Annotated in this window: 24 protein-coding genes; 9 read left to right on the forward strand and 15 right to left on the reverse strand. The window is 55.4% G+C overall.

Annotated elements, in window-relative coordinates:
• Positions 1 to 61 precede the first annotated feature (61 nt).
• Together purM and purN are read left to right on the forward strand one after the other, a co-directional pair.
• Positions 62 to 1,123: a phosphoribosylformylglycinamidine cyclo-ligase gene (gene purM / locus MMC1_RS11875; protein WP_011713937.1), complete on the forward strand. Its 1,062-nt coding sequence runs from the start codon at positions 62 to 64 to the stop codon at positions 1,121 to 1,123.
• Entirely contained in the window at positions 1,120 to 1,782 is a 663-nt protein-coding gene (gene purN, locus MMC1_RS11880; protein ID WP_011713938.1) for a phosphoribosylglycinamide formyltransferase, read from the forward strand. The genes purM and purN overlap by 4 nt, the downstream gene beginning before the upstream one ends.
• A gap of 165 nt (positions 1,783 to 1,947) precedes the next feature.
• Here the strand turns inward: purN and MMC1_RS11885 are convergent, their stop codons facing one another.
• From MMC1_RS11885 to MMC1_RS11895, 3 genes are read right to left on the reverse strand one after another with little or no spacing between them, the layout of a single operon-like run.
• Positions 1,948 to 2,250 (reverse strand): hypothetical protein, encoded by a 303-nt coding sequence (locus MMC1_RS11885; protein WP_011713939.1) that lies wholly within the window; start codon positions 2,248 to 2,250, stop codon positions 1,948 to 1,950.
• Complete coding sequence (gene aroB, locus MMC1_RS11890; protein WP_011713940.1) at positions 2,251 to 3,360, reverse strand: 3-dehydroquinate synthase; 1,110 nt, start codon at positions 3,358 to 3,360, stop codon at positions 2,251 to 2,253.
• Positions 3,361 to 3,410: 50 nt separating this feature from the next.
• Positions 3,411 to 4,271 (reverse strand): hypothetical protein, encoded by an 861-nt coding sequence (locus MMC1_RS11895; protein WP_143711421.1) that lies wholly within the window; start codon positions 4,269 to 4,271, stop codon positions 3,411 to 3,413.
• Between the two features lie 220 nt (positions 4,272 to 4,491).
• On the opposite strand from MMC1_RS11895, the gene MMC1_RS11900 reads away from it, so the two are divergent.
• Both MMC1_RS11900 and MMC1_RS11905 read left to right on the forward strand, forming a co-directional pair.
• On the forward strand, positions 4,492 to 7,080 hold the full coding sequence (locus tag MMC1_RS11900) for a penicillin-binding protein 1A (RefSeq protein ID WP_011713942.1): 2,589 nt from the start codon (positions 4,492 to 4,494) through the stop codon (positions 7,078 to 7,080).
• A gap of 315 nt (positions 7,081 to 7,395) precedes the next feature.
• Positions 7,396 to 8,598 carry an NnrS family protein gene (locus MMC1_RS11905; protein WP_011713943.1) on the forward strand — a complete coding sequence of 401 codons (1,203 nt, stop codon included), beginning with the start codon at positions 7,396 to 7,398 and terminating at the stop codon, positions 8,596 to 8,598.
• A 484-nt stretch (positions 8,599 to 9,082) separates the two neighbouring features.
• On the opposite strand, the gene rpoH is transcribed toward MMC1_RS11905, so the two are convergent.
• Complete coding sequence (gene rpoH / locus MMC1_RS11910; protein WP_011713944.1) at positions 9,083 to 9,955, reverse strand: RNA polymerase sigma factor RpoH; 873 nt, start codon at positions 9,953 to 9,955, stop codon at positions 9,083 to 9,085.
• A 185-nt stretch (positions 9,956 to 10,140) separates the two neighbouring features.
• On the opposite strand from rpoH, the gene MMC1_RS11915 reads away from it, so the two are divergent.
• Positions 10,141 to 10,905 (forward strand): lysophospholipid acyltransferase family protein, encoded by a 765-nt coding sequence (locus MMC1_RS11915; RefSeq protein ID WP_011713945.1) that lies wholly within the window; start codon positions 10,141 to 10,143, stop codon positions 10,903 to 10,905.
• Positions 10,906 to 10,960: 55 nt separating this feature from the next.
• Here the strand turns inward: MMC1_RS11915 and rsmA are convergent, their stop codons facing one another.
• The 9 genes from rsmA to tyrS form a co-directional block, all read right to left on the reverse strand.
• Positions 10,961 to 11,800, reverse strand: coding sequence for a 16S rRNA (adenine(1518)-N(6)/adenine(1519)-N(6))-dimethyltransferase RsmA (rsmA, locus tag MMC1_RS11920; protein WP_011713946.1), 840 nt, complete (start codon positions 11,798 to 11,800; stop codon positions 10,961 to 10,963).
• Entirely contained in the window at positions 11,797 to 12,858 is a 1,062-nt protein-coding gene (gene pdxA / locus MMC1_RS11925) for a 4-hydroxythreonine-4-phosphate dehydrogenase PdxA (RefSeq protein ID WP_049757674.1), read from the reverse strand. The genes rsmA and pdxA overlap by 4 nt, the downstream gene beginning before the upstream one ends.
• The gene (locus MMC1_RS11930) at positions 12,858 to 14,186 is read right to left on the reverse strand and encodes a peptidylprolyl isomerase (RefSeq protein WP_011713948.1); all 1,329 of its coding nucleotides are present in this window, start codon (positions 14,184 to 14,186) and stop codon (positions 12,858 to 12,860) included. Before MMC1_RS11930 ends, pdxA begins: the two co-directional genes overlap by 1 nt.
• Positions 14,187 to 14,449: 263 nt before the next feature.
• Positions 14,450 to 16,738, reverse strand: coding sequence for an LPS-assembly protein LptD (locus MMC1_RS11935; protein WP_011713949.1), 2,289 nt, complete (start codon positions 16,736 to 16,738; stop codon positions 14,450 to 14,452).
• A gap of 135 nt (positions 16,739 to 16,873) precedes the next feature.
• A complete protein-coding gene (locus MMC1_RS11940) occupies positions 16,874 to 18,154 on the reverse strand; it encodes a bifunctional folylpolyglutamate synthase/dihydrofolate synthase (protein WP_011713950.1) in 1,281 nt (426 codons plus the stop codon).
• 4 nt (positions 18,155 to 18,158) lie between these two features.
• A complete protein-coding gene (accD, locus tag MMC1_RS11945) occupies positions 18,159 to 19,103 on the reverse strand; it encodes an acetyl-CoA carboxylase, carboxyltransferase subunit beta (RefSeq protein ID WP_011713951.1) in 945 nt (314 codons plus the stop codon).
• Positions 19,104 to 19,148: 45 nt separating this feature from the next.
• A complete protein-coding gene (locus MMC1_RS11950) occupies positions 19,149 to 19,781 on the reverse strand; it encodes a phosphoribosylanthranilate isomerase (protein ID WP_011713952.1) in 633 nt (210 codons plus the stop codon).
• Between the two features lie 2 nt (positions 19,782 to 19,783).
• The gene (gene trpC / locus MMC1_RS11955) at positions 19,784 to 20,590 is read right to left on the reverse strand and encodes an indole-3-glycerol phosphate synthase TrpC (protein WP_011713953.1); all 807 of its coding nucleotides are present in this window, start codon (positions 20,588 to 20,590) and stop codon (positions 19,784 to 19,786) included.
• A 158-nt stretch (positions 20,591 to 20,748) separates the two neighbouring features.
• The gene (gene tyrS, locus MMC1_RS11960) at positions 20,749 to 21,963 is read right to left on the reverse strand and encodes a tyrosine--tRNA ligase (protein ID WP_011713954.1); all 1,215 of its coding nucleotides are present in this window, start codon (positions 21,961 to 21,963) and stop codon (positions 20,749 to 20,751) included.
• A gap of 66 nt (positions 21,964 to 22,029) precedes the next feature.
• On the opposite strand from tyrS, the gene MMC1_RS11965 reads away from it, so the two are divergent.
• The gene (locus MMC1_RS11965; protein ID WP_011713955.1) at positions 22,030 to 23,208 is read left to right on the forward strand and encodes an anhydro-N-acetylmuramic acid kinase; all 1,179 of its coding nucleotides are present in this window, start codon (positions 22,030 to 22,032) and stop codon (positions 23,206 to 23,208) included.
• Between the two features lie 43 nt (positions 23,209 to 23,251).
• Here MMC1_RS11965 and apaG read toward each other — a convergent pair whose 3' ends face one another.
• Complete coding sequence (gene apaG / locus MMC1_RS11970; protein ID WP_011713956.1) at positions 23,252 to 23,632, reverse strand: Co2+/Mg2+ efflux protein ApaG; 381 nt, start codon at positions 23,630 to 23,632, stop codon at positions 23,252 to 23,254.
• A gap of 146 nt (positions 23,633 to 23,778) precedes the next feature.
• On the opposite strand from apaG, the gene msrB reads away from it, so the two are divergent.
• Positions 23,779 to 24,183: a peptide-methionine (R)-S-oxide reductase MsrB gene (gene msrB / locus MMC1_RS11975; RefSeq protein ID WP_011713957.1), complete on the forward strand. Its 405-nt coding sequence runs from the start codon at positions 23,779 to 23,781 to the stop codon at positions 24,181 to 24,183.
• Positions 24,184 to 24,258: 75 nt separating this feature from the next.
• Here the strand turns inward: msrB and MMC1_RS11980 are convergent, their stop codons facing one another.
• The gene (locus MMC1_RS11980) at positions 24,259 to 24,906 is read right to left on the reverse strand and encodes a methyl-accepting chemotaxis protein (RefSeq protein WP_011713958.1); all 648 of its coding nucleotides are present in this window, start codon (positions 24,904 to 24,906) and stop codon (positions 24,259 to 24,261) included.
• Positions 24,907 to 25,425: 519 nt separating this feature from the next.
• On the opposite strand from MMC1_RS11980, the gene MMC1_RS11985 reads away from it, so the two are divergent.
• Together MMC1_RS11985 and MMC1_RS11990 are read left to right on the forward strand one after the other, a co-directional pair.
• Positions 25,426 to 25,836, forward strand: coding sequence for a hypothetical protein (locus MMC1_RS11985; RefSeq protein ID WP_041641207.1), 411 nt, complete (start codon positions 25,426 to 25,428; stop codon positions 25,834 to 25,836).
• A complete protein-coding gene (locus MMC1_RS11990) occupies positions 25,836 to 26,822 on the forward strand; it encodes a nucleotidyl cyclase domain-containing protein (RefSeq protein ID WP_011713960.1) in 987 nt (328 codons plus the stop codon). The genes MMC1_RS11985 and MMC1_RS11990 overlap by 1 nt, the downstream gene beginning before the upstream one ends.
• Positions 26,823 to 26,831 lie beyond the last annotated feature (9 nt).

The raw sequence follows: 26,831 nt of genomic DNA on the forward strand, positions 1-26,831 counted from the left end.
CGACCAACGCTTTATATTACCCCCCCGTATCCACACAACAAAGGCTAAAACGGAACTTTTCATGGCCCACAATCAAGACGCCTCCTCACCCAGCGGCATGACTTACCGTGATGCAGGGGTTGATATCGACGCAGGTAACCGTCTGGTCTCTATGATCAAGCGCTCGGTGGCATCCACCCACCGCCCCGAAGTGCGTAGTGATCTGGGGGGCTTTGGAGCCCTGTTTGATCTGGACACCCGTAAATATCAAGACCCCGTCTTGGTCTCGGCCACCGATGGCGTAGGCACCAAATTAAAATTGGCTTTTCTCACCGGTAAGCATGACACCGTGGGCATTGACTTGGTGGCGATGTCGGTTAACGATCTGGTGGTTCAGGGGGCCGAGCCGCTTTTCTTTTTAGATTATTTTGCCTGTGGCAAGCTCTCCCCCGAAACCGCCGCCACGGTGGTTGAAGGCATCGCAACGGGCTGTCGCGCGGCGGGTTGCGCCTTAATTGGGGGCGAAACCGCCGAAATGCCCGGTTTTTATACCGAGGGTGAATATGATCTGGCCGGTTTTGCGGTAGGTGCGGTGGATAAACATAAGATTATTGATGGCCGCCATATCAGCCCGGGGGATGCCATTATTGGTTTGGCCTCCTCGGGTCCCCACTCCAACGGTTACTCCCTGATTCGTAAATTGGTATTGGGGCAGAGCGGCCCTGGTTTGGAGGCCGACTTTAATGGCAAACCCTTGGGTGAAGTGCTGTTAACCCCTACCCACATCTATGTATTGCCCTTGCTGGAGTTGGCAAAAACCCACGCCATTCATGGCTTGGTGCATATTACCGGCGGCGGCTTTTGGGAGAATATCCCCCGCATTTTGCCCGACGCTACCGGTGCGCTGCTCAAACGCAGCTGTTGGCAGCAGCCCGAGGTATTTAACCTTTTGCAAAAGCTTGGTAACATTGCTGAAGATGAGATGTTGCGCACCTTTAACTGTGGTCTCGGCATGCTGGTCATCGTGCCCGCAACCCAGGCCGACAGCGCCCTGGCCCAGCTACGCGCCGCCGGGGAGCAAGCCGAACTGGTGGGGGAAATCACCTCCTGTAAAGAGGGTGACGCACGGGTGGTTATCCTATGAGCGGGGCAAGCTTTCGTATTGGTGTACTGATCTCGGGTTCTGGCAGCAATCTGCAAGCTCTTATTGATGGGGTTAAGAGCGGTTTTATTCCCGCAGAGATCGCCTTGGTGATTAGCAATAAGGCCGATGCCTATGGCCTGACCCGTGCCCGCGAGGCGGGGATTGAGACGCGGGTGGTGGATCATAAAACCTTTGAGGGCCGCAGCCCTTTTGAGCATGAACTTATTCGCGCGCTGGATGATGCCGGTGTGGAGTTGGTCTGTTTGGCTGGTTTTATGCGGGTATTGACCCCCCTATTTGTGCGCCACTATTTGGGCCGGTTGATCAACATTCACCCCTCTTTACTGCCCGCTTTTGCAGGGCTGCATGTGCAGCAGCGGGCCATTGATGCGGGGGTGCGTTTTAGTGGCTGTACCGTCCATTTTGTGGAAGAAGAGGTGGATGCAGGGCCTATTATCGCCCAAGCGGTGGTACCTGTACTGCCCAGCGACCGTGCTGAAGATCTGGCCAAGCGCATTTTAACCCAAGAGCACCGGCTCTATCCGTGGGCGGTTAAGCTGTTTGTGGAGGGGCGCACCCAGGTTAAGGAGCGGGTCGTACATATTCAACCGGCCCAATGGGGCGCTGAGCAGGCATTGATCGGCCCAACCCCCGACTGATCCGCCCGCACCATGACAGATGATAAGAGCAGCCTTGTCAGGAACGCATAACGATATGGCCCCACCCCCACTGAAAAGGTCATACGCTGAGTAAGGCGGGTAAACCGTCATGGCTACGCTGGATCTTATAGGTATGGCGGGGGATGCAACCGTGGGGCTGTATTTTTATGCACCACGGCCATCCACCAGCGCCTCCAGCACCTGCTGGCCCAGGGCCGCCGTGAGCACCCGCTCCACCTGCTGAAGATCCGCTTGACCATAGAGATAGAGCTCTTGCACCCCGCCCCCTGCCACCCGCACCCGAGTGCGGTTGGCATCCGCTGAAAGTTTAATGCGCAACACCCCACCCCGCCCACCCTTGGGATCAATAGGGCCTGGGTGGGGATGAAAACCACTCCGACTGAGCACCTCCGCCACCCGTCTGGCGTGGGGGGTCAGGGTGCTATGGCGGGTACCACGCCGCCCCATTTAGTTTTGCACATCCGACGCATAGGGGGCTAACACCTGAGCCAGACTGGCATCGGTCACATCATCCACCACTACCGCAGCGCCCATACCCGTGGGCAATACAAAACGCATCTTACCCGCGACCACCTTTTTATCGCGCCCCATGGCATCCAAATAGGCCGCCAACGGCTGGCGCTGCGCGGGAAACTCCGGCAGGCCCGCCCGCACAATCAAAGCCCGCACCCTTGCAACCAAAGCGGCATCCACCATGCCCCGCAGATAGGCCATGTGCGCCGCCATCATCATGCCCATACCGACCGCTTCGCCATGCAGGTTTTCACCATAACCTGCCAAATTTTCAATCGCATGTCCAAAGGTATGACCCAGATTTAATAAGGCCCGTACCCCCGTTTCCCGCTCATCCTTGGCCACCACCTCGGCCTTGATCACACAGCAACGATGCACCACCTTAGCCAACACCCCATAATCCAGCGCCAGCAGGGGCTCTAATTGCTCCTCTAACTGCTGAAACAGGGCCTCATCCCAGATAATGCCATACTTAATCACCTCGGCCAGTCCCGCCAACAACTCCCGCTTGGGCAGCGTGTGCAGGGTCGCCAAATCCATCAACACCAACTTGGGTTGATAAAAGGCACCAATCAGGTTTTTGCCCAAGGGGTGGTTAATGCCGGTTTTCCCCCCCACCGAACTATCCACCTGCGCGAGCAGCGTGGTGGGTACCTGCACATAGGGCACCCCCCGCAGTAATGAGGCCGCCGCATAACCCGCCATATCCCCAACCACCCCGCCCCCCAGCGCCACAATCGCCCCTTGGCGTTCAAACTTGGCACCAATCAGTGCATCAAAAATGAGATTGAGGGTCTCCCAATTTTTATAGCGCTCGCCATCGGGCAAAATCACCAGTGTGACCTGAAAACCCGCCTCTTCCAAGCTGCGAATGACCGTTTCAGCATAGAGTGGGGCTACGGTCTCATTGGTCACTAAACCAATCTGCCGACCTTTGAGCATCGGTTTTAAACGCGCCCCCAAACTGGCCAGCACATTTTCACCAATCACGATCTCATAGCTGCGGTCTCCCAGATCCAGGGAGAGGGTTTCACGTACGGACATAAGATGCTCTCAACAGGGCAAAGGCTCCCCCTTAAAGAAGCCTGATTAAACTAGGGCCTACGAACAATTTGCAGCCGATCCTCACCCTCCAGCGGTTGCAGTGACCAGCCATAGGCATCCAGCAACTGTACCAGAGCCTGAGCCGCTGCTGTACTGGTAAAAGTCTGATTTTCCACGATCCCCTGCAACCCTTCTAGCCCAACCAAGCTTAATTGTGCCTGCTGAGCCAACAGATGCGCGGCTTCTGCCAGCGAGGCCGCGACAAATTGATAGCTGGGCAAAGGGGTGGCTAAGGCGTGATCTTTCATCCGGGCACTATGGTAACGGCTGTGACTGAGGGTCACTTGATAACGACCATCGCGCTGCTCCAGCCGCCAGTGCTGCTTGGCATCCCGCAGCCCCACCGTTAAGCGCAGCCCACCCTCATGGTGACTGAGTTGCAGCCCCCGCACCCAGGCATCGGCACCGGGCAAGGGCGGCAGCCGATGGCTAAGCTGAGGCCAATCCAACACCAGCGTCGCTGTCGCAGGCAACCACTGTACACGAGGCTCAGGTAAGGGGGCATCCCCCTGAATAAAAAGATGCCACGCTTGCTCGTCCCACTGCACCTCCATATGGGTCACGGCGGGCGAATCGGCTTCAGCAGCCGGAGACGACCGCCACTGCAAGCGCAACCCTTGAGGGGTTAGCGCCCATTGCGGCGTGGGGTCATGGGCTGTGAGCAGCAGCAGCACACCGTTATCCCGCCACTGTAGCGTGGCTGGCAGGGTTTTATCCAGCACCGGCGGGGCAATCTGTTGCCATAACGCAGAGGGGCACTGTAAGCTCAGTCCATATTCTGGCCAACCCTCCAACACTTGGCAAAGTTTGGGATCTTTAGAGAGTGCCTCCAGGGGCAAAAAAAGTGTCATCTCGCCCTGTGCGCCTTGCTCCAACCGGGCTGTTGCCCCCCAAACCGGTAGAGTGAGCAAAAAAATGAGGCCAAATAGAAGAATCTGCGCCCAAATGCACGGCGTGACCTTTTGGAACAGCTTCATAAACGGTAAACTATCCACTTTTGAGTGCCCCTAGGGTTTGGGGTGCGCCATAGGTTCATTGATTTCACCCAAAACGGAACGGCGAAACCACTCCATGCCGGAAAATCATACAGACAAGAGTGCACCGACAAAAGGTGCGGCGAAACCAAAACGTAAATCCCGTTGGATATGGCGCTGGTTTAAGCGTCTCTTTGTGCTGGGGCTGTTACTGACCCTGGGCGGGGGGATCTATGGTTGGTCCATCTATCTTAAATTTTCCCGCGATCTGCCCTCGCTGCGCAGCTTGCAGGATTATCACCCTTCATTGGTAACGCGGGTCTATGCGCGGGACTATCGTTTGATGGGCGAGTTCTACATTGAACGACGCAAATTTATTCCCATCAAAGATGTTCCCCCCATGCTGGTCAACGCCTTCCTCGCCACGGAGGACGCCCGCTTTTACAGCCATTTTGGCTTAGACCCCGTGGGCATCCTACGCGCCTTTATCACCAACGCCATCGCTGGACGGGTGGTGCAAGGGGCCTCGACCATCACCCAACAGGTGGCCAAAACCTTTCTGCTCACCGCCGAGCGAAGCTATACCCGCAAAATTAAAGAGGCCATCCTTGCCCTGCGCATCGAAGAGACCCTCACTAAAGAGGAGATCTTGGAGCTCTACATCAACCAGATCTATCTGGGGGCCGGGGCCTATGGGGTTGGCTCGGCTGCACGCATCTACTTTAATAAAGATGTTTCAGAGTTAAGCATTGCCCAGATGGCGATGCTGGCCGCGCTGCCCAAAGCGCCCTCTCGCTACTCGCCATGGAACTATGAAAAGCGCGCTAAAACCCGTCAATTGGTGATCTTGCAGCGCATGTTTGACGTGGGCCAAATCACCCGTGAACAGGCCATTGAAGAGGCCGCCCGCCCCCTGGAGTTAGCCCGCCCCCAGGTGCCCCTGGAACAGGTTGCACCCCACTATCTGGAACATGTACGGCGCACCCTGTTAGAAGAGTGGGGCTCTAGCCGTCTCTACCGGGGTGGGCTGGATGTCTACACCACCCTGGACCCAACCCTACAGGTGGCCGCCCAACAAGCCGTGCGGGATGGGCTGGTGGCCTATAGCCAGCGGCATGGTTATATGGGCCCTATGGGCAAACTGGAGAGTGTGGATAAAGCCAGCCTCGCTAAATGGCTGGAGCAGGTGGAAAAAGATCCGGTCACCACGCAAGGTTTTGTGAAGGCCGTGGTGTTGGAGGTTCCCCCTCAGGGGGCGGCCAAAATCATGCTCGCCAAGGGGCACACTTTTGATTTACCTTTCTCCGCTGTCGCTTGGGCCAGACCCCGCACGGAAAAGGATTTAATGCCCGGCAAAGCCATTGATAAAATAAGCGCTATTTTATCACCTGGTGACATCATTTTGGTGGATCTTAAACCGGCGTTAACCCCCAATGCCAAAGGGGATCTGGAGCCCGGCCATCAGGCTATTTTAGCGCAGGAGCCCGATGCCGAAGCCGCCCTCATCAGCATGGACCCCAACACCGGGCAAATTATCGCCATGGTGGGGGGGTATGACTATTCCAACAGTGAGTATAACCGCGCCACCCAATCCAAACGGTTGCCCGGTTCGGCCTTTAAACCGTTCATTTATGCTGCGGCTCTCAGCCAGGGTTACACCCCGGCCAGCCGCATTGATGATGCACCCATCCCCATTGTCTATCGCGATAGTGTGACCGGCGAGCGCAAGATCTGGAAAGCGGAAAACTATGAACGCCGCTTCTACGGCCCAACCACGCTGCGGGTAGCGTTAGAACATTCACGCAACTTGGTGACCATCCGCCTCCTAAAAAACCTGGGTGTGCGGCAGGTGGTGCCTTTTGTGGAAAAATTTGGTCTGGATATTCCTGAAGCCCGTCAAGATCTCTCCATCGCTCTGGGCACCATGAACTATTCACCCATGGAGATGGCCCAAGCCTATGCAGCCTTTCCCAATGGCGGTAAGTTGGTGGAGCCGGTCTATATAGCACGGGTGCAAGACCGTTATGGACGCACCATTTTTCGCCATCGTAGCGGCGACTGCCAGCTCTGCCATAAAGAGACCGAACGTTCCATCACCAACATGTTAGAGGGGCGGGATAAAGATCTGCCCAAGGGCCACGAAAATATGTTTGGAGAACAGGTTATGGAGCCCCAGGTAGCCTATCAGATCACCAACATGCTCAAGGGCGTCATTACCCATGGCACCGGCCAAAAGGCGCGGGTTATCAACCGTCCCTTGGCGGGTAAAACCGGCACCACCAACGATCTGCGGGACGCTTGGTTCCTTGGCTTTAGCCCCTCCTTAGTCACCTCGGTATGGGTAGGTCGAGATGACTATGCTACCCTGGGTTATAAAGAGACCGGTGCCCGTGCGGCGTTGCCAATCTGGATCGACTATATGCAAGAGGCACTCAAAGACCGCCCCATTGTGGATTTCCCCGTACCTCCCGGCATCTATTTAGAGTCGGTGGATGGCGACAGTGGCGGCCCCGTGACCGATGCCACCAAGCGGGTGGTGCTGGAAGCGTTTAAACCTGAAGATCGTCAGGTTCGCGCTCAAGAGATGCGTCAATTTAACCCCAATGGGCGCAGCGACCCCATGCAGCAAGGCAGCCCTATGGGCAGCGCCACCGATGGCGGTTCCATTCCCTCTGGGCTTTACTAAAGAAACGGCCAAGGGGAGCCTATCAAATGCCTCCCTTGGGGTATGCTCGCTCCGTTTGAGACCGGATTTAAAAAAACGGTGTGCGCGCGCTTTCCTAGAGCATAGCGTGGTATCGTTACTGGAGTTGGGATTGCGCAGCTCATCGCCATAACACATCGGCTTTAACAGCATCGCTTGCGGCGGCTATGAGAAGGATTCGACGAGCCAACACCCGTTTTTGGAGGGCTGGCCGCAGCCCATGGTCGCATTCTTGTAAGCGGCAGCCCACACCACATTGTTCCAGAATCCTCGCCCCTTTTCTTGATTGGAGCTCCCATGCCTGCTCTTTTTGGCACCCCCTTTCGCCCCTTTTTCCTGTTTGGGTTGCTCTACGGTCTTCTCGCCATGGCGCTCTGGGTTGCCACCCTGCTGCTGCCGGAGGGGTGGCCCCTGGTACCCATGTTGGTAAACACCCCCTTGATGCCGGTATTTTGGCATGGACACGCCCTGGTTTTTGGCTTTTGCGGGGCCATTGGCGTGGGCTTTTTACTCACCGCAGCGGGCAACTGGATGGGCAAACCTTTGCTCACACCTGGGCAAACCGCTGTTTTGCTACTGCTCTGGTTGCTGGGCCGTATTGCCATGCTCAGCATAAGCCTGCTGCCCCCATGGTGGGCCTGTGTGGCCGATGGACTTTTCCCCTTGGCCGCGCTGCTGCTTTTGCTATGGCGTGTAGGGGAATCCAGCAATCCTTGGCATCGCGCCGTATTGGTGGCGTTTGCCCTGTTTGCCATACTCCATATTCTTTCACTGCCCACGGCGCTGGAGTTGATCCCCACGCCCTGGGCCAGCACCGGCCCCAAATTGGGCATGGCAGCCCTGGTGCTTATTGCCGCCACCCTGGGGGGACGTATTATTCCCCTCTTTACCGTCAACTGGCTAAAAAGCAGCGGAACCGATAGCCAAGCCGACTATACCCCCCTGCCCTGGTTGGAAAACAGCACCCTGCTGGCGACCTTGTTGGTGGTGATCGGTATGATTTTGGTGGGTATGGAAAACCGCTGGATGGGCCTGCTCTATCTGCTTACCGCCGCCTTACACCTGCTGCGCATGGCCCGTTGGCAGGGCCATCGCACCCTCAGCGCCCCCATTGTTTGGGTGATGCATGTGGGCTATCTCACCATCCCTATGGGGCTCTTTTTCCTGGCCATGCCCTTTAAACTGGATGTGGTGCGCATGATCACCGCCTTTCACATCTGGACCATTGGTGTGGGCGGGTTGTTTTTGATCGGCATTGTCACCCGTGTTGCTTTGGGCCATACAGGCCGCCCCATCCAACCCCATCCGTGGACGGTTTTGGCCTATGGCCTGCTGATGCTGGCACTGCTGGTGCGGTCGATCCTGCCCATGCTTTGGCAAGAGCTGCTGGGTCCCAGCTACTGGCTCTCGGCGGCCATTTGGTGCGCCGCCATGCTGTTGATACTGCTGCGCTACACCCCTATTCTGCTCAGCCGTCGACCCGATGGCAAAGCCGGATGACGCCCCAGCGGGCGCAGCCACGCTTTACCAAACGGCCTTATAAAGGAGCTAACATTGGCGGCCATGATCTCTTCCTATGGCAAAATTTGACATAGGGCACCCCATACAGCCACAAAAATCACCTTCTGAAAAAAGGTTTACAAGGACATTTCAGCATCGTCATGCATGGGAAAACCGTTCTAAATTCATGGAGCTGGTTACTTTTTATTTCGAAATCCATTGATTACATCCTGACCCAAGCCTGGCCGAGCGTTCGCCAAAAAAAAAACGGGAGCCCACCGTTCACGGGTCCACGCTTGAGCGTAAATTCTCAGCGAAGCGCGGGCAGGCTCTATCACCATTCCTCTGCTGGCATTGCCGCTCCTAGGGTCAAGAAACCGTGATGCCGTTTTTATGATGCTGCCTTTACATACCAAGATACACACCAAAAAACCGGCAGTTGGCCGGTTTTTTGGTGTTCTTGCGGTTGCTTGAATGCGTGGCTCTAGGCAGGCATTAAATCTTCTAAGGAAGCCCCATCGGCCTCAAAAAAGGCCCGCAGCTTTTTCAAAGCCCGCGTCTCCAACTGCCGAATACGCTCACGGGAGACCCCTAAACGCTCACCCAGCACCTCCAGCGTGACGGGCTCAGCACACATAATGCGGGCACGAACAATCATCTGCTCGCGCTCACTTAAAAATGACAGCGCCTGTTTAATCATCTGCTGTTGCAGACGTTCAGACTCGCTCGCCAACAGCCGCATCTCCTGATTCGGAGCACTATCAGCCAGCATATTCTGGATCTCTTCACCGCCCTCCACCAAACAACGGTTCAGGCTATCATCGGGACCGCTCAAGCGGGCATCCATCTCCAACACCGCCTCGCCGCTTACCCCAAAACGCTGCCCCATCTCCTCTGCCTGAGTGGCATCCAGACGCTCCAAGGTATCCTTGGATTTACGCAGGTTGAAAAACAGTTTGCGCTGGGCTGCGGTGGTACCAATCTTAACCAGCGACCAATGGTGCAGTACAAATTCCTGGATGGAAGCCTTAATCCACCACATGGCATAGGTCGCGAGGCGAAACCCCTTGTGGGGGTCAAAGCGTTTGACCGCCTGCATCAACCCCACCGAGCCCTCTTGCACCAGATCCATAAACTTAATGCCGTAATAGCCTTGATACTCCTTGGCAATACTGGCCACATAACGCAGATAGGAGGTCACCAATTTATGCGCGGCTTCCAGGTCATTCTGCTCTCGGTAACGCACCGCCAGCTCAAACTCTTCCTCCGCTGACAACATCGGGTAGCTATCGACCTGCTGCATATAACCGGCGAGTTGGTTTTCTCCTTTATAAGGAACCAACATAGTAACACTCATGAACCACCAACCTCATCAACAAACCAAAAAGGGGGTTAACCGAAATTCAGATCCTAATTTCATGCTGTGGGTAGCGCATTATACCCTTCTTTTTCAAAATGCGCTATAACCATTGCATACTCTTTTTCCATGTTGAAAAGTGTGGCACTCTCGATGCAATTATAACCCTATGAAGGCTCTTTTCAATGGTGCAGTGGTTACGTTCTCTCCTGTTTTTTACGATGTTCTGCGTTGGTATTTTCTTCTACGGCGTGCTCATCACCCTGGTCTGGCCGATTACGCCACTGACCTTTCGCCGCTGGCTGGCCAAGCAGTGGGCTTATTATAACCTGTTTATGCTCAAATGGGTTTGCGGGCTTAAACATGTGGTGAGCGGTCAAGAAAACCTGCCACCAGCCCCGTTTGTAATCCTCAGCAAACATCAGTCGGAGTGGGAAACCGTCACCTTTCACACCCTTTTTCCCTTTTTTGCCTTCGCCCTCAAACGTAGCCTGAAGTGGATTCCCATCTTCGGCTGGGCGCTGGCCGCTACCCAGCAAATTTTCATCAACCGCAGCCATGGCACCGAGGCCCTACGTCTGCTGGCCACCGAAGGTAAAGCCGCAATGGCGCAAGGTGACTGTATTTTAATCTTTCCCGAAGGCACACGTATGCCCGCCGGGCAGGTAGGAGATTACAAACCCGGCGGGGTCATGCTGGCCATGGCCGCCGAAGCCCCCATTGTACCCGTGGCCCATGACGCCGGTTACTACTGGCCCAAGGGCCAATTGTTAAAAAAAGCGGGCACCGTGCGGGTTAAGATCGGTAAACCCATCCCCACCGCAGGGCTACCCAAAAATGCCCGCAAACAGCTTATGGCCCAGGTGGAACAATCCATTGAGGGGATGATTGAGGAGATTCGCGCCGAGCGTGAAGCAGAAGGTTCGATCACACCCAACCCGCCCGGTTAAGGGCGTTGGCGGACATGCAGAAAAGCGGGTATCACAAACCCTCGCACCCCACCGACTAAGGGGCGCTGGTGGGCATAGGGGTATTCGCGAGCTGGGCGAATTGCGCCAGGGTCAGCACCTCGGCCCGCAAGGCCCCATCAATGCCCGCCTGCTCCAACCAACGGTTGGGATCTGGACAGATGGTTTTTAGGGTATTACGCAGGGTCTTGCGCCGCTGGGCAAAAGCCGCCTTAACCACCCGCACAAAGTGACGCTCATCCTCCACCGCTACCCGTGGCTGGCGCATCATCTGCACATGCACCACCGCTGAGGTGACTTTGGGGGCAGGCAAAAAAGCCGCAGGCGGCACATCAAAGCCATGCCGGATCTCGGCCCACAAGGCACACTGCACCGTTAATGCCCCATACGCCTTACTGCCGGGCTCAGCCGCCAACCGCTGGGCCACCTCCTTTTGAAACATCAACGCCATACATTCAAAAGCAGCGTGATGATCCAGCAGGTGCACCATCAAGGGGGTCGAAATATTATAGGGCAGGTTGGCCGCCAGCTTGAGGGGACCACCCAACTGCTGGGCCAGCGCGGTGTAGTCCACCAGCAGCGCATCCTCCTCAACCAGGGTGAGCGCCCCTACCCCTGCGGCCTCTACCCTAAGCAATGGCAGCAACTTGCGATCCTTTTCCACCGCCGTTACCGCCCCAGCCTTTTGCAGCAATGGGATGGTCAAAGACCCCACCCCAGGCCCGATCTCCAGCACCCGATCCCCGGCCTTAATACCGGCGAGGGCAACAATGCGGGGGGCCACGGAGGGATCCACCAAAAAATTTTGCCCAAACCGCTTATTGGGGCTTAAACCATGCTGTTCCAGCAATAGCTTGATGCGGCCATAGTGGCTCATGGGTGCTCCTGTTGCCAAGTTCGGCGGTTGGCGGCCATACGGGCTGCCTGCTCCACCGCAATAAGTAGTGCCCCGTGCTTGGCACGACCGCTACCGGCAATATCATAAGCGGTGCCATGGTCCACACTGGTACGGATAATGGGTAAACCCAAGGTAATGTTGGTGGCCTCACCAAAACAGTGCATCTTAATGGGGATCAAGGCTTGATCATGGTACATGCAGATAATGGCCCCATAGGGGGCACGCGCGGCTTCTGAAAAAAGCGCATCGGCAGGAAAGGGCCCCTCCAACCGAACCTCACCCATCAGCGCCGCCATGGCGGGTTGAATGATGCGCCGCTCCTCATCCCCAAACGCGCCCCCTTCCCCGGCGTGGGGGTTAAGGGCGCAGATGGCAATGCGGGGTTCCCTCAAACCAAAATCCTGTTGCAGGGAGTGCCCCACCACGCTAAAAATTTGCGTCAGCTTGGCCACACTCAGGCTATCGGGCACCGAACGGATGGATTGATGAATGGTCGCCGGGACCACCCGCAATCCGCGCCCCGCCAACATCATCACCGGCGTGGTCACACCGGTACAGTGCCCCAGCAACTCGGTATGGCCCGGCCAACGATACCCCCCAGCATGCAGCACACCCTTATGGATGGGCGGTGTCACCACCCCCCCCACCTGCCCACTCATCGCCAGTGCGGTAGCGGTCTCAATGCTCTCGACCACCGCCTTGGCATGGGCACCATCCGCCACCCCAAAGGCCAGCTTGTGCCGATCAATACAAGCCTCCAAGGGTAACACCGCCAAAACCTCGTCAGCGACCTGGGCTACTTCAGCGGCTTGACGAACCCGCTGCAACTTTGGGGGCACCAAGCCCATTTGTTGCGCGGTCCACAGCAACACCTCGGGATCACCCACCCACAACCATTTGGCCCCAGCAAGGCGTTTCTGTCTCTCTCGCTGCTGTTGGGCAAAGGCTTTGAGCACAATCTCTGGACCAATCCCAGCGGGGTCCCCCATGGTCAGGGCGATGGGTAGGGCGTCCATACCAAGCTGTTGCTCCACCATTAACGATAATCCACAAAACTGCTCAGCCGCAGATCCCGCAACCACTGGGTGTAGCGGGCTTTGATCTTGGCTTCGCGCAGACGCACCGTCAGCTCCTTTTTAGCCTCATCCATGGTGTCAGCCTTCTGCTCCTCCCGCTTGGTTACTTCAATCAAATGCCAACCAAAGGGGCTACGCACCGGCTCACTCACCACACCAGGTTTTAAGAAAAATGCCACATCCTCAAACGAAGGCACCATCACACCACGACCAAAGCCGCCCAAATCACCCCCTTTTTGAGCACTCCCATCGTCCTGCGAATAACGCTTAGCCACCTCTGCAAACGAAGCCCCCGCTTCAATCTCCCGCCGCAGCTTTTCCAACTGATTGCGTACCTGGGCCGAAGTTTGCGCGTCACTATTGGGGGCCACTTTAAGCAAAATATGACGGGCATAGACCTTGACATGATCCCCCTCACTCTGCCCAAAATGCTGCTGCACACGCCGCTCAGCCACCATAAAAATATGGAACCCTTGCGTGGTACGCACCGGTTCAGAAATGGCCCCATCCTCCAATTTAAACACCAGATCCTCAATTTGAGCCTGCAATTCTCCCCGCTTAAACCACCCCATATCCCCCCCGTTCAAACCGCTAGGGTCGTCCGAATGCTCACTGGCCAAACGGGCAAAGGAGGCTCCCCCGCGCAGTTGCGAAACCAACGATTTTGCCTTATCACTAATCTCGCGCACCCGGTGGATGAGCGCATTTTCCGGCACCGACAGCAAAATTTGCTTAATGCGCAGCTCTGGCTCACCCCCTATTTTTTCTGGATCTTGGCGGGTCGCCTTATAGAGATCCTGGACCTCCTCATCACTTACCCGCACCGAGGGTAAAATGACCTGGCGAATGATCTGTTGCACATAAAGCTGATCCCGAATGCTACTTAAGTAGCTATCAAAACCAACACCTTCTCGCGCCAACATCATTTTAAATTGCTCAACCGAAACATTATTATGCTGGGCCATTCGCTGTACGGCCCCATCCACATCGGCATCTTTGAGGTTAATGCCCAATTGCTTGGCTTTTTGCGCACGCAAAACCCGCATCACCGCCCCATCCAGCACCCGGCGCCGCAGCAGCGCAACATCCACCTGTTCCCCTGCGCGGGAAAATTTCATTACCTGGGCCCGTAGTTGGTCCGCAATCTCCGACTCCAAAATAATCTCGCCCTCAACCACCGCAGCAATACCATCCAGTGGCACCCCAGCCTCAACCGGTTTGGTAAGGGTACTTAGCAGAATCATGCTTACCATGATTACCCAACGGACCCAGCGCTTCTCTATCAACATGGATTGCACCTTTATCTTCTTGCCACTTAATCCTCGACAAACTTCCCCATGGGAAAGCCGTGCGCTTAGACCTTCACCAACCCGCATCACCTTGAGCGATCCTCTGAAAGCCAACCAACCACCCATCAAAACCTGTGCCAAGCCAATGTCACACACTGGATAGGATCGGCCAATACCTTTTTACCACCAACCGATTTAAGCCACAAAAAAACAGGCGCATGGCCTGTTTTTTTGTGGCTTAAATCGGTTGGCAGAACGGCAAACTATTTAACACCATACCCACCCAACCCACTCAAGTTAATAATAAAGCCTGCAAAGCCACCACCATGCACTTCGCTAGAGCTGGAGAGCCGAGAACCGGCAAACAGCTCAAAAGACCAACAATCATGGCTGTAGACCAAAGCGGTTTTCCAACTTTTGCTGCTGCTGGTCTCCAAAGAGTAGTCTAACTCCTGTTGCCAGGCCCATTCATCATTCAACTTGAGTTTGCTGTTGTAGGTGATATCCCGTTTGACATCCTGTTCGGTATCATTACGGTTGATCATGTAGCCCACCTCGACCTCACCCATATCGGTCTTATACGTAAAGGCCGTATCCGACAGTGAGATAATTTTATTGTTGGGGCTATAACGGGTTTCTGCCTCCAATGCCCAACTTGGGTAGAGCGAGAGACTCCCACCCAACACCACATCAGACAAGGCATGACCACCCTGATACTCTTCATGACCATTGGGGGCGTAGCGCTGGCCCACCGTGACACGGGCGATTTCCCGAATGCTATCTTCCCCCACCGTGTTACCCATCAAGCGGCTGGTCACGCCATAACTGACCCAATGACCACCGCTAATACGGTCCACCCCACTGTATTGATTCTCTTCAAACAGATTGGTGGTGGTAAAGGTCCGATTGGCAATATCGCTACTGCTGCCGGTGATGGTGTCATAAACACGAGAGTCGTAGTTGGGCACCTTATCCTGATTATTGACCGCATTCATGACATACTGAACCGTTGGTTCAATGGTGTGGCGCAAATTTTTAAAGGTGGCGTTCTTGGCCGTCACAATATTTTTACTCAGCTCCACATCCAACTTGGCACTCAGCATGGAGGCTTGTCGGTGCGCGAAGCTCTCTTTGGTATTACTCAAAGCCGGTTCATTACGCATGGCGTACAGTGTTTCGCGCACACCCGCACCCAGGCTTAAACGACCAATATGCAGGGGTTTGCTATAACGCAGCGTCGGTGCAATATCCAAACGCTGGGTGGCATCCCCCTTCATTTGATAAAAACTGTCAAAACGCACACCGCCGGTTAAGAAAATACGGCGGTCCCAAATGGGGAGCTGTTGCGAACCGGTAAAGGCCAGATAGGGGGCCTGCTGCACGGTGTAATAGTCATCATCGGTAGCCACGTTTTCATACCAACGCACCCCACCTTCCAACGCCATATGGCCCATTTGCCCTAGCTGGCTGGCTTGCCACAAGCGTTCACCCGTTAGATAAGAGCTGATATAGCGGCTTTTGCCATCCATAAGCGCTTGTTCAAAGTCACCCAAAAAATTATCGGAGCGCACAGTCTCAACGTGGGCATCAATTTTCCAATGGTTTAAACGCTGCTGATGATCAAAATAGGTCAGCGCTCGGTAGCTATCCAGATCCGTATCATGGATGCCTTGATGCTCAAACACACCCTGGTAACCCTGCCCCAAATAACGATACTGCACCTTGCCCATAACCCCGCGTTCGCTGGTGGGGTGCAGGGTTAGGGTGGCATCCCGTGCGGGGTCAATGTTCCAATAGTAGGGAATATCCATCTCCATACCATTAGCCCCGCTGTACTGGATACTGGGGGTCAAAAAGCCACTTTGGCGTTCTTTGCGCAACGGTTGACGCAGCCAGGGCAGATAGGCAATGGGCACCCCCTTAAAACGCAGGGTTACATCTTCAGCGGTGACGGTGTTTTTGGCCCGATCTACCGATATATTATCCGATTCTAAAAACCACGGTGGGTTTTCGCAATCACAGTTGGTATAGGTCGCTTTGGTGAGGTTAAGCCGGTTGCGGTCCAACAACTCCACCCGCTCTGCGGTGGCAATCCCACCAGGGCCGGGCATGTCAATTTGCCCACGTTCAATGACGCCACTGCCCTGCCCCAAGTTGAGGATGACCGCCTCACCCCGATAGCTCGCCCCATCGTGCAGTATCTGGATTTTACCATGGGCATTCAAGCTCTGCTCACCCATATGATACATGGCACGCTCGGCCTGGAGATCCAACACCCCTTCTTGCAGAATTTTCACCCCACCGGTGGCGGTAATGGTGCCATGTTCCCGATCATGCTCAAGAAAACCCGCCTCGACTTCAATAGGGGTTTCGGCAATCAGGCGTTGCAGATCCGCTCGATCAATGAGGGTGGTGGCGGCATACAACGGCTGACTGGCCGCCATAGCCAGCACCAACCAAGAAGCGGACAGCACACCACGGCCCAGCAGGTGGACCCGCTGCTGGGTTAAGGGCGCTAAAGACTCTCTGGATGGGGCACAGCGTTTTGGCATCGCATCTCAATCCAAAAAACAGCCAACTTACGGTGCTTTTTCGATCACCGCAGTGGGCTTAACCGAGTAAAACGGCTAAGCAATTCGTACAGAGGCTTAAAACCCGAATCCTAATCTACGGGAAAATTCGGGACATCATAACAATTTTTTTACCTCTCCCACCAGATAAAGTGAGCCCGAAACGAGGATTTTTCCTGCATGACCCGCTTTTTTTCGGGCAAGCTGCCAACCTTGTTCGGTCGAAGGGGCAGTTTCCGCTGTCACCCCCACCGCTCGCCAAGCCTGAGCCAACCCCTCAGCGGCCATGCTTCGCCCACCCACCGGCTCAACCACCACCACCGTTTTTACCAGCTCCAACCACGGTTCCAGCATGCCTGCTACATCCTTATCGGCCATCAAGGCGAAAAGCATGACATCCACCCGCCCATATTGGCGAAAAAAATCAGCACACACCTGTGCACCCGCCGGATTGTGCGCCCCATCCAGCCACACCTCCGGTGCATCCCCCACCCGCTCTAACCGCCCTGGCCAGCGCACAGCGGTAAGACCCGCTGCATAGGCCGAAGAGGGTACCGACCAGCCTTGCGCGACAAGCTGGCGCACCATGGCCACCGCTTGCGCCCCATTGTGGTATTGGTGCGCCCCCAATAATCCCGGCTCTGGCAGCATCAGTTGCCCCACGCCATCGGAATACCACCAACCGGCCCCCTCGTTATTCTGCCCCCAGCGGTAATCCTGCCCGGCTACCTGCACCGGTGCCCCCACCTGCTGGGCCTGCTGCACCAACACAGCCAGCGCCTCATCCTGGGCCGGGGCCAATACCGCAGGCACCCCAGCTTTTAGAATGCCCGCCTTCTCCTGGGCAATCTGCGCCATGCTCGTACCAAGATAACTTTGATGATCCAACCCCATGGCAGTAATGGCCGTCAGCACCGGTTGCACCACATTGGTGGCATCCAACCGTCCCCCGAGCCCCGTCTCTAACACCACCACCAAAGATGGGTCGCTTGCCTGCCAATGGGCCATTACCGCAAAGGCGGTCGCGGTTAAGCGCTCAAAAAATGTAGCCTGTTGGGATTGAGGTAGCGCCAGCACCTGCTGGGCGTAGTACCGTAATAAAGCATCCTCTACCGGTACGCCGTTGTATTGGATACGCTCATGAATGGTCACCAGATGCGGCGAAGTATAGGCGGCCACTGAACGACCCGCTTGCCGCAGTATCGCCCCAAAAAAAGCGATCACCGAACCCTTGCCATTGGTACCCGCCACATGCACCACCGGCCCCAGCCGCCGCTGAGGGTTGCCCATGGCCTGCAACAGGTCAAGCATACGCGCCAATTTCAGTTCGATGATACAATCGGCCCGTGACTCACTTTGTGCCAGCAGGGCATCGAGCACCGAGAGGGATGCACTCAAGCAATTAAGCTCCCGCCGTCTCTTCAGCGTTTTCGTCACCATCGCTTTCAGGAATGATATCCACCCGACTTACCACAGGCTCCTGCCACGAGGTCATGCGGGCCAACAGATCTGAGAGCGTATCGCGCATTTTATCGCGGCTGACAATCATATCTAGAAAACCGTGCTCCAACAGATATTCACTGCGCTGAAAACCGGGGGGCAGTTTTTCCCGCACCGTCTGCTCAATCACACGGGGGCCAGCAAAACAGATCAAAGCGTTGGGCTCACCAATATGAATATCCCCCAGCATGGCAAACGAGGCCGTTACCCCGCCGCTGGTGGGGTCGGTCAGCACCACGATAAAGGGCAACCCCTTCTCTTCTAACTTGGTCAGCGCCGCTGAGGTTTTAGCCATCTGCATGAGAGAGAAAATCCCCTCCTGCATACGCGCCCCACCCGAAGCCGCAAACAGTACATAACCGCAGTTGGCCTGGGCTGCTGCCAGCGCACCATGGGCTACCTTCGCCCCCACCACCGAGCCCATCGAGCCACCTAAAAAATGAAAATCAAAGGCGGCCACCACCGCAGGCACCCCTTTAATGGTGCCCTTAAAGAGCCTTAGCGCATCGTTTTGGCCGGTCTTCTTTTGGGCATCCTTAATGCGGTCCCGATACTTTTTGGTATCCTTAAATTTAAGAGGGTCCGCAGGCTGAATATGGGTCAGCAGCTCTTCACGACCCTCTTCATCCATGGTGATATCAATGCGCCGCTGCCCCGAGGTACGAAAATGGTTGTCGCAGTGGGGACAGACATCCAAACTCCGCTCCAGCTCTTTTTGAAACAGCGCCTGCCCACAGTTGGGGCACTTGATCCAGAGACCTTCCGGGGTCTGTGCCCGGCGGCTTTCGCTCTTAATCTTGGGCAGAAGACGGGTCAACCAGCTTTTGGCTTGGGAATCTTCGGTCATCGTTCCACCTATGCAAAGTTACCCCCCGGCAAAAACCGGGATCGCTTATAGTCCGGCACCATCCTGAGCACGGCGAACCGCTGCCACAAAACGGTGCATCTTATTATGATCTTTCTTACCAGGGGCTGACTCCACACCGCTGGAGACATCCACCCCATAGGGCTGCACCTGCCGCACCGCAGCCTCCACATTGTCCGGATCAAGTCCACCGGCCAAAATCCATGGCTTGGGCAATTCGGCCTGCCCCAACAACTGCCAATCAAAACAGGCTCCCGTACCACCATAGCTGCCCTTGATCTTGGCATCCAACAACAGCGCCCCCACCGGCCAACGCGCTAAATCGTGCAGGTCCGCCGCCTCCGCCACCCGGATAGCACGAATAGCCCGCGCCCCCCAAGCCCGACACTGCGCCGGCGACTCATCCCCGTGCAGTTGAATACGATCCAAGCTACACAGCGCGGTGGTAGAAGCGATCCACTGGGCTGTGGCATTGACAAACAACCCCACCACCGTCATAAACGGCGGCAGATCACCCCGCCACTGCGCCACCTGTTGCGGCGTAACCGCTCTAGGTGAACCGGGATAAAAGACCAAGCCCATGGCATCGGCCCCAGCATCATGGGCCGCCCAAGCATCCGCGAGGGAGGTAATGCCGCATATTTTAATCTTTACCGCCACCCTCAGACCACCTCTCGCCCCAGCAACTGCGCCAGCGCACCACCCGGCTCCCCACCACGCATCAACGATTCACCAATCAAAAAGCTAAAGATGCCGGCCTCGTTCAAACGAGCCAGATCCTCCGGCGTGTTCAAGCCGCTCTCGGAGATCGCCAAACGCCCCTTTTCCATCCGTGCCGCCAAGCGAAAACTGGTCTCAATGTCGGTCACAAAGGTTTTGAGATTGCGGTTATTAACCCCCATCAACGGGGTTTTTAGTTCGTGGGCCTGTTCCAGCTCACGCTCATCATGCACCTCAACCAGCACATCCATACCCAGCTCCCGCGCGGCGGCCTCTAGCTCTTGGGCCTGAGGGGTCTCCAGCACCGCCATGATAAGCAAAATGGCATCGGCCCCCAAACTGCGCGCCTCCACCACCTGATAGCTATGGTAAAGAAAATCTTTGCGCAATACGGGACAAGCGACCGCAGCCCGAATCGCCTGCAAAAACGCATCATGCCCCATAAAAAAGGTCTCATCGGTCAGGCAACTAATGCAGGCCGCCCCATTGGCCCGATAGGACTCCGCGATCTGCGCCGGTTGCCAAGCGAGATGCTCCGGATAGATGCGCCCCTTGGAAGGAGAGCCCCGTTTAACCTCTGCAATCACCCCATTTTGCCCCTGCTGGGCACGACTCAATAAAGCGTGAGCAAAGCCTTGGGTCGGCGGCGCATACTTGACCCGTTGGAGCAGAGCGGCCTCCGAAACCTGCCCTCGGCGGATGGCTACCTCTTGGGCTTTTTGCTGCATAATTTTCTGTAAAATATCCACCGACCCCCCAACCCTTTGCACAAGATGCCCAAAAAGTACGACGCTTCAGCCTCTTTTTATGGCGCCCGGTGCACCATCATACGAAAAACCATAGCATAAGGCAAAACGCAACCCCCCTGTTTGGGAAGATTTCGTCACTTTTTCCAATGTACACGCTATTATTCTACGGTAACATAGGCAAAACGACGCTTGCCAACCTGGATCAGACTACGGCTGCCACGGGCCAGTTCATAGCGTCCATCACTCACCTTTTCCCGCTCCACCGATACCGCATTTTGGCTGATCATGCGCATGCCCTCGCCATTGGATTTAACCAAACCCGCTTGGCAAAGCAGGGCTGCCAATCCTAGGTTTGCCCCTTCGGCCTTAACCGTCAGCTCGGGCACATCGTCGGGCAGGTCGCCCTTTTTAAACATGCCCTCAAACTCTGCCCGAGCGGCAACCGCAGCCTCTGCCCCATGAAAACGCTCCACCAGCTCGGCCGCCAACGCTTTTTTGGCCTCCATCGGGTGGTAACGACCCGCCTCTACCTCACCGCGCAGGTGAGTGATCTGGGCCATTTCCTGATCCGACAGCAGCTCATAATAACGCCACATAAGATCGTCGGAAATCGACATGCATTTACCAAAAATCTCCCGCGCAGGCTCTTTAACCCCAATATAATTATTAAGGGATTTGGACATTTTGTTGACCCCATCCAGCCCCTCTAAAATGGGCAGGGTGATGACACACTGGGGCTCCTGTCCGGCATCCTTTTGCAGCTCACGCCCCACCAGCAGGTTGAAGAGCTGGTCAGTCCCCCCCAACTCTACATCGGCTTCTAGCGCGACCGAATCATACCCCTGCACCAGCGGGTAGAGAAATTCATGGATGGCAATCGGCCGTCCTTCTTTATAGCGTTTGGAAAAGTCATCCCGCTCCAGCATGCGTGCCACGGTAAATTGCGCCGCCAATTTGATCATATCCGACGCACGCAGTTGCCCCATCCAGCTACTGTTAAATACCACCTCGGTACGCTGGGCATCCAGCAGTTTGAACACCTGCTCTTTGTAGGTCTCGGCATTGCTTGCGACATCCGCTGGGGTAAGGGATTTGCGGGTCTCGCTTTTACCGGTAGGATCCCCAATTTGGGCGGTAAAATCGCCGATCAAAAAGAGCACTTGATGGCCCAACTCCTGAAACTGGCGCAGCTTGTGCAGTAGCACCGTATGACCCAGATGCAGATCTGGGGCGGTGGGATCAAAACCGGCTTTGATGCGTAGTGGCACCCCACTCGCCAAAGAGCGGGTCAATTTTTGCTCCAGCTGCTCAGCGGAAACCAGATCCACGATACCGCGCTGAATGATCGCCATCTGCTCTTTGACCGGTTTCATACCACCACTCCCTATCGTTTATTCGGAAAGAGTCGCGCATTTTAGCGCATTCAGGAGCATAAAACCATGGCCGAATCCCACCCCCTCAATACGCCGCTTTGTGTGATCGGCCTGATCTCTGGCACCTCGGTGGATGCCATGGATGCGGTGGTGGCCCACACCGACGGTATCTCCCCTTGCCAGCCCTTGGCTTTTTTAGAGTATCCCTTCGCCGCCCCGTTGCGTGAGCAGGTCTTGGCCCTACAAAAACCCGGCACCGAAGATATTGAGTTATTAGGCGAGATTGATCGACAACTGGGCGAACAGTTTGCCCAAGCCGCCCTAGCGGTCTGCGCTAAGGCCAACCTGTCCATTACGCAGGTGGATCTCATTGGCAGCCATGGTCAGACCATCCGTCATCGGCCACCCCGTTTTACCCTGCAAATAGGGGCTCCAGCGGTGATCGCCCAGCACACCGGCGTCACCACCGTGGCCGATTTTCGCGCCGCCGATATTGCCCATGACGGGCAAGGGGCACCCTTAGCGCCCCTCTATCACCATGCCCTTTACGGGGCGCATGGTGGACTGCAAGCGGTGGTCAATCTTGGGGGCATTGCCAATATCACCTTGCTGGAAAGTAACGGTGCGGGCCCCATCATTGCCGGTGATTGTGGACCGGCCAACGCTTTAATGGACCATCTTGCTCGACACCTTAGCCAAGGAGAGATCGGCTTTGATGCCGAGGGTCGACGGGCGGCCCGAGGTCAGGTTAACCCCCAAGCTCTGGCTTGGCTGTTAAACCACCCCTATTTGACGGCCCCCTACCCCAAATCCACCGGTAAAGAGGCATTTGGTCCTGCCTACCTACAGCAGTGGCTGGATCATTTTCCCCACATGGCCAGTGACGATGGCTTTGCCACCCTGGCGGCCTTCACGGTGCAAAGCGTCTGGCGGGGCTGCCAACAGGCACACCCCCAAGGCACCTCCCCCACCCGTGTCATTCTGTGTGGCGGGGGGGCCTCTAATCCAACCCTCAAACAGCTCTTTAAAGAAGCATTTAGCTCAAGTGTGGTCATCAGCAGTGATGAGGCTGGCATCAACCCTGCCCAAGTCGAGGCCGAGGCCTTTGCTTGGCTGGCCGTGCGCGCCCTGCGTAATCTGCCCGGCTCAGCCCCACAGATCACCCGCGCCCGCCGCACAGCCGTGCTGGGGGGCATCTATCCCGGTGCCAACTGGGGCCGCCTGCTTAAACAGATTGGGGCTTAACCCCCCGCGCCTTAGGGGATCATGTGCAACCAGAGCCCCAACCCTAGTGCAGAGTGGCCGGTCCAAACAGGGCAAAGGGTGGAATGGTGGCCTCAAAATAGGTTCCATCGTCGGCCACCATCTGGTAGCTGCCCCGCATGCTACCCATAGGCGTCGTTAGGGGGGTACCGCTGGTATATTGAAAACTCTCCCCGGGATTTAAATGGGGCTGTTCCCCCACCACACCCTCACCCCGCACCTCTTGCTCACCCCCGTTGGCATCACTAATAATCCAGTGACGCGAGAGCAGTTTGGCCCCCATACTGCCACGATTAAGGAGGGTCACGGTGTAAGCAAACACATATTGATTATGTGCAGGCAAGGATTGATCCGGCAGATAGGTCGCGTTTACCTGGACATCCACTTGGTATTTTTCGTTAGCCATTCTCTTCGCCCTATCAAAAAACCTATAAAAGAAACGGGAACTCTTGGCCCGTTGAATTATCCACTACAGGGATACATCAAGCCATGGCACAAAGCCCCGTGCCTAGGGCATACCCCTCGCCAACCCGACGATAGAAAGTTCAAACCATGAGCAACGACACCAAAAAAACCGATGCCCAGTGGAAAGAAATTCTTACCCCAGAGGTCTATCATGTTTGCCGCCAAAAAGGAACCGAACGCCCCTTTAGCGGCCAATATACCCATAATAAAGAGCCCGGCCTCTACTGCTGTGCGTGCTGTGGGCAGCCCCTGTTTAATGCCGACGCTAAATATGATTCCGGCAGCGGTTGGCCCAGCTATTTTCAAGCGATCAGTGAACATGCCATTCGCGCCGAGACCGACTTAAGCCACGGCATGCGCCGGGTAGAGGTGCTCTGTAGCAGCTGCGATGCCCACCTGGGCCATCTGTTTGACGATGGCCCGCAGCCCACTGGCCTACGCTATTGCATCAACTCCCTAGCGTTGCAGTTAAACCCCAAACCCACAGCCTAAGCCAAGCGCAAAAAGGCCCGCACCTAAGGGTACGGGCCTTTTAATCCGCCACGGCAACGCGACCGTTAGACCGGCTTACTGCACCTTGCGCAGGGACTGCTCAATTTTATCGGACATGGAGGAGATTTCACTGATCACACGATCAATATCCCCAGCCAGATCCCGAGCGACCCGAGCCGTGCTTTTCACTTCACCGGCCACCACGGCAAAGCCCTTACCAAACTCACCCGCGCGGGAGGCCTGAATACCTGCGTTAATGGCCAGCACTTCCAATTCATTGGAGATTTTTTCAATGCCATGCAGGGTTTTGGAGACATCCCGTGTATTACGGTCAATTTCCTGACGAACCTCGGTCAGATCATCAAACAACTGCTGATTGGTTTCGCCGCTCTGATCCCCCACAATTTGGTTAAACAGCAGGGCAATATGACTGGAGACCACCTCGCCAGAGTGTTTGCTGGCATGCACCCGTGACATAACCTCTTCGGAGGAATCCACCACAATAATATAGTCGGCTTCCACGTTTTTAACCGCAGCTTCAAGTTTGGACAGGGTTTTAATGCCAAGCTTTTTTGCTGCCGTCATGGTAGGCGAGTTGGCATTACTGTCCGCCACATACACCACCTCCACGCGGGAGCTTTGAGCCAACATGCGCAGCAGTTCCTTCCCCTCGGCACCACCGCCGACAAGTCCGATACGTTTTTTTTCCTCGGTGGTTTCCATGCCCTTGCACCCCGGTATCTTAGCTAAATTTTACAGTTAATTAACAGTTATTCGAACGACCTTACTCGCCACGCCAAGCATGCTATTTCAGAGAGATTGTCTCTTGCCATACTGCGGGCCTGTTCACGCGACTTAGGGTATCACTGTTTTTGCATAGCAGCGTCTCAAGCGCACACTTTCGCTATACTTTATATAACGCATCGTTATACAACCATGCAAACAATTGGCGCTTTTCCCAACTTTTTTTCTCTGTGCGTCACCCATGTTGAACATGCTCGGGATTTTTTTCAAGTAAAACCCTTCGCATCACGCAAGATAGCCCATCAAAAGGGAATGCTTACGGAAATGGTTTTGCAAATCGGCCCTGACACCGTATAGTCTCAACGTAAGGATTACGGCCAGTACGATAACCGCATGAACGATTTTTGCACCCATGATCATCGTTCACATGAACGGACGCACCAACGCCATCCAACACAAGCACAATCACACCATCAGCCATGGTGTATAGAGGGGGTTATGATGCCAAAAACCATGGATAGTGCAACACTGCAAGCCAGCTGTATTGCCCAAATATCCCCACTGTTGGAAGGGGTGCGGCAAGCCCACGAGGGAAAAATTCCTCAAGAGCTACTCAACAATCATTATTTGCTAGGCTATCTATGGGGCATGCTATCGGTAAGCATAAGCCGCGCCCACATGGAAGACGAAGCAAGCCGTGGCCGGATCATGATAAATGTTACCGCCCAATTGCTGCAACAAGAGCCACAAATGATTGCGGTCAAACTGGCCAACCTACACCAAGCAGATGATGATTTGGATTATTTTGAAGGAATCAGCGACGGCAGCGACCGGCTGTCAGCCCCCCATGAAGGCCGTCGCGAAGAAGTGATTTATCGACTCATTCACCGCCTGGAGCCTTATTGTTAATGGATGTTACACCCGTTAATTCACCCAACCCGGCTGCTTTTAAACCCCCGGTTACGGATGTTACCCTAGAGCGCCAACGCTCAGAGATCTGCGCCCTTTGGCAACGGTTGGATGCCTCGGCAGCCGCCCAACTCTATGGTCAAGCCACAGCCTATTTAAGCCTTACCACCCCTATCATCTCAGACAATTTGGGCGACCATATGCCCTGCGCCCACTTTTTAGAGAGCTATCTAAAGGCGCTTTTTTGTTGCCAAGACCCGCTCCATGAAGAGGCCTTTGCCCAGCGCTCGGCTCTGATGGATACCATGCGTGCCTCTGGGGGCAAAGCACTCTCGCTGGCCTCGATTTGGGGCGCACTGGCGTTTGCCCTCCAGCAACTGGCCAGCAACCAAGAAAAATCTGACCACGCCCTCTGGCAGGAGACGCTTCTCTACCGCACCCTGTTTGCGGATTTAGAGCGCCTACTCGGCATCCATCTGAATTTGTATGAATTAGAAGACCAACTCCCGCTGCTGGATGCTCAACCCTTTATTACCGCGCTGTTTCAGGCGATTACCCATGCCATTCGTCATCAGGAATCGCTAACGGTGGTATCCATCCTGCCTCATCACGGTCATGAGCTTAGCGCTACGGACACACGAGAACCGCCGGATGCCAAGGCTACCCTGCCTTTAGCGCGCCTACTGGTGCGCTCTTGCCGCGCTGGGGATACGGTGGGACGCATGGACGATGGTGTCTTAACGCTTATTTTAGGTAAAACTTCGGGGCAGGAAGCGGTGGCTTGGTTACAGCGCATCATTGATCGTTTTAAAAAAGAAAAAACGGGGGGCTTTCAATTTAGTAGTGGCATGGCCCATCTGGCCCCAGGCAATAAAGCCACACCCGAAGAGCTGTTACGCATCAGTCGGAACAATTTAGAACATGCCCTCTCGCATATTCACTTTGGACAGGGCTTTTATAACCACAAAACCAATTTTATCGGTTAATTGGTGTTC

This window comes from Magnetococcus marinus MC-1 (assembly GCF_000014865.1).
In the GTDB taxonomy this organism is placed as follows: domain Bacteria; phylum Pseudomonadota; class Magnetococcia; order Magnetococcales; family Magnetococcaceae; genus Magnetococcus; species Magnetococcus marinus.

What these genes read in the sequence shown, in the direction of transcription:
- purM (WP_011713937.1), top strand. Translation starts at nt 62, where the DNA reads ATGGCCCACAATCAAGACGCCTCCTCACCCAGCGGCATGACTTACCGT.
- purN (WP_011713938.1), top strand. Translation starts at nt 1,120, where the DNA reads ATGAGCGGGGCAAGCTTTCGTATTGGTGTACTGATCTCGGGTTCTGGC.
- MMC1_RS11885 (WP_011713939.1), bottom strand. Translation starts at nt 2,250, where the DNA reads ATGGGGCGGCGTGGTACCCGCCATAGCACCCTGACCCCCCACGCCAGA.
- aroB (WP_011713940.1), bottom strand. Translation starts at nt 3,360, where the DNA reads ATGTCCGTACGTGAAACCCTCTCCCTGGATCTGGGAGACCGCAGCTAT.
- MMC1_RS11895 (WP_143711421.1), bottom strand. Translation starts at nt 4,271, where the DNA reads ATGACACTTTTTTTGCCCCTGGAGGCACTCTCTAAAGATCCCAAACTT.
- MMC1_RS11900 (WP_011713942.1), top strand. Translation starts at nt 4,492, where the DNA reads ATGCCGGAAAATCATACAGACAAGAGTGCACCGACAAAAGGTGCGGCG.
- MMC1_RS11905 (WP_011713943.1), top strand. Translation starts at nt 7,396, where the DNA reads ATGCCTGCTCTTTTTGGCACCCCCTTTCGCCCCTTTTTCCTGTTTGGG.
- rpoH (WP_011713944.1), bottom strand. Translation starts at nt 9,955, where the DNA reads ATGAGTGTTACTATGTTGGTTCCTTATAAAGGAGAAAACCAACTCGCC.
- MMC1_RS11915 (WP_011713945.1), top strand. Translation starts at nt 10,141, where the DNA reads ATGGTGCAGTGGTTACGTTCTCTCCTGTTTTTTACGATGTTCTGCGTT.
- rsmA (WP_011713946.1), bottom strand. Translation starts at nt 11,800, where the DNA reads ATGAGCCACTATGGCCGCATCAAGCTATTGCTGGAACAGCATGGTTTA.
- pdxA (WP_049757674.1), bottom strand. Translation starts at nt 12,858, where the DNA reads ATGGTGGAGCAACAGCTTGGTATGGACGCCCTACCCATCGCCCTGACC.
- MMC1_RS11930 (WP_011713948.1), bottom strand. Translation starts at nt 14,186, where the DNA reads ATGTTGATAGAGAAGCGCTGGGTCCGTTGGGTAATCATGGTAAGCATG.
- MMC1_RS11935 (WP_011713949.1), bottom strand. Translation starts at nt 16,738, where the DNA reads ATGCCAAAACGCTGTGCCCCATCCAGAGAGTCTTTAGCGCCCTTAACC.
- accD (WP_011713951.1), bottom strand. Translation starts at nt 19,103, where the DNA reads ATGACCGAAGATTCCCAAGCCAAAAGCTGGTTGACCCGTCTTCTGCCC.
- tyrS (WP_011713954.1), bottom strand. Translation starts at nt 21,963, where the DNA reads ATGAAACCGGTCAAAGAGCAGATGGCGATCATTCAGCGCGGTATCGTG.
- MMC1_RS11965 (WP_011713955.1), top strand. Translation starts at nt 22,030, where the DNA reads ATGGCCGAATCCCACCCCCTCAATACGCCGCTTTGTGTGATCGGCCTG.
- apaG (WP_011713956.1), bottom strand. Translation starts at nt 23,632, where the DNA reads ATGGCTAACGAAAAATACCAAGTGGATGTCCAGGTAAACGCGACCTAT.
- msrB (WP_011713957.1), top strand. Translation starts at nt 23,779, where the DNA reads ATGAGCAACGACACCAAAAAAACCGATGCCCAGTGGAAAGAAATTCTT.
- MMC1_RS11980 (WP_011713958.1), bottom strand. Translation starts at nt 24,906, where the DNA reads ATGGAAACCACCGAGGAAAAAAAACGTATCGGACTTGTCGGCGGTGGT.
- MMC1_RS11985 (WP_041641207.1), top strand. Translation starts at nt 25,426, where the DNA reads ATGATGCCAAAAACCATGGATAGTGCAACACTGCAAGCCAGCTGTATT.
- MMC1_RS11990 (WP_011713960.1), top strand. Translation starts at nt 25,836, where the DNA reads ATGGATGTTACACCCGTTAATTCACCCAACCCGGCTGCTTTTAAACCC.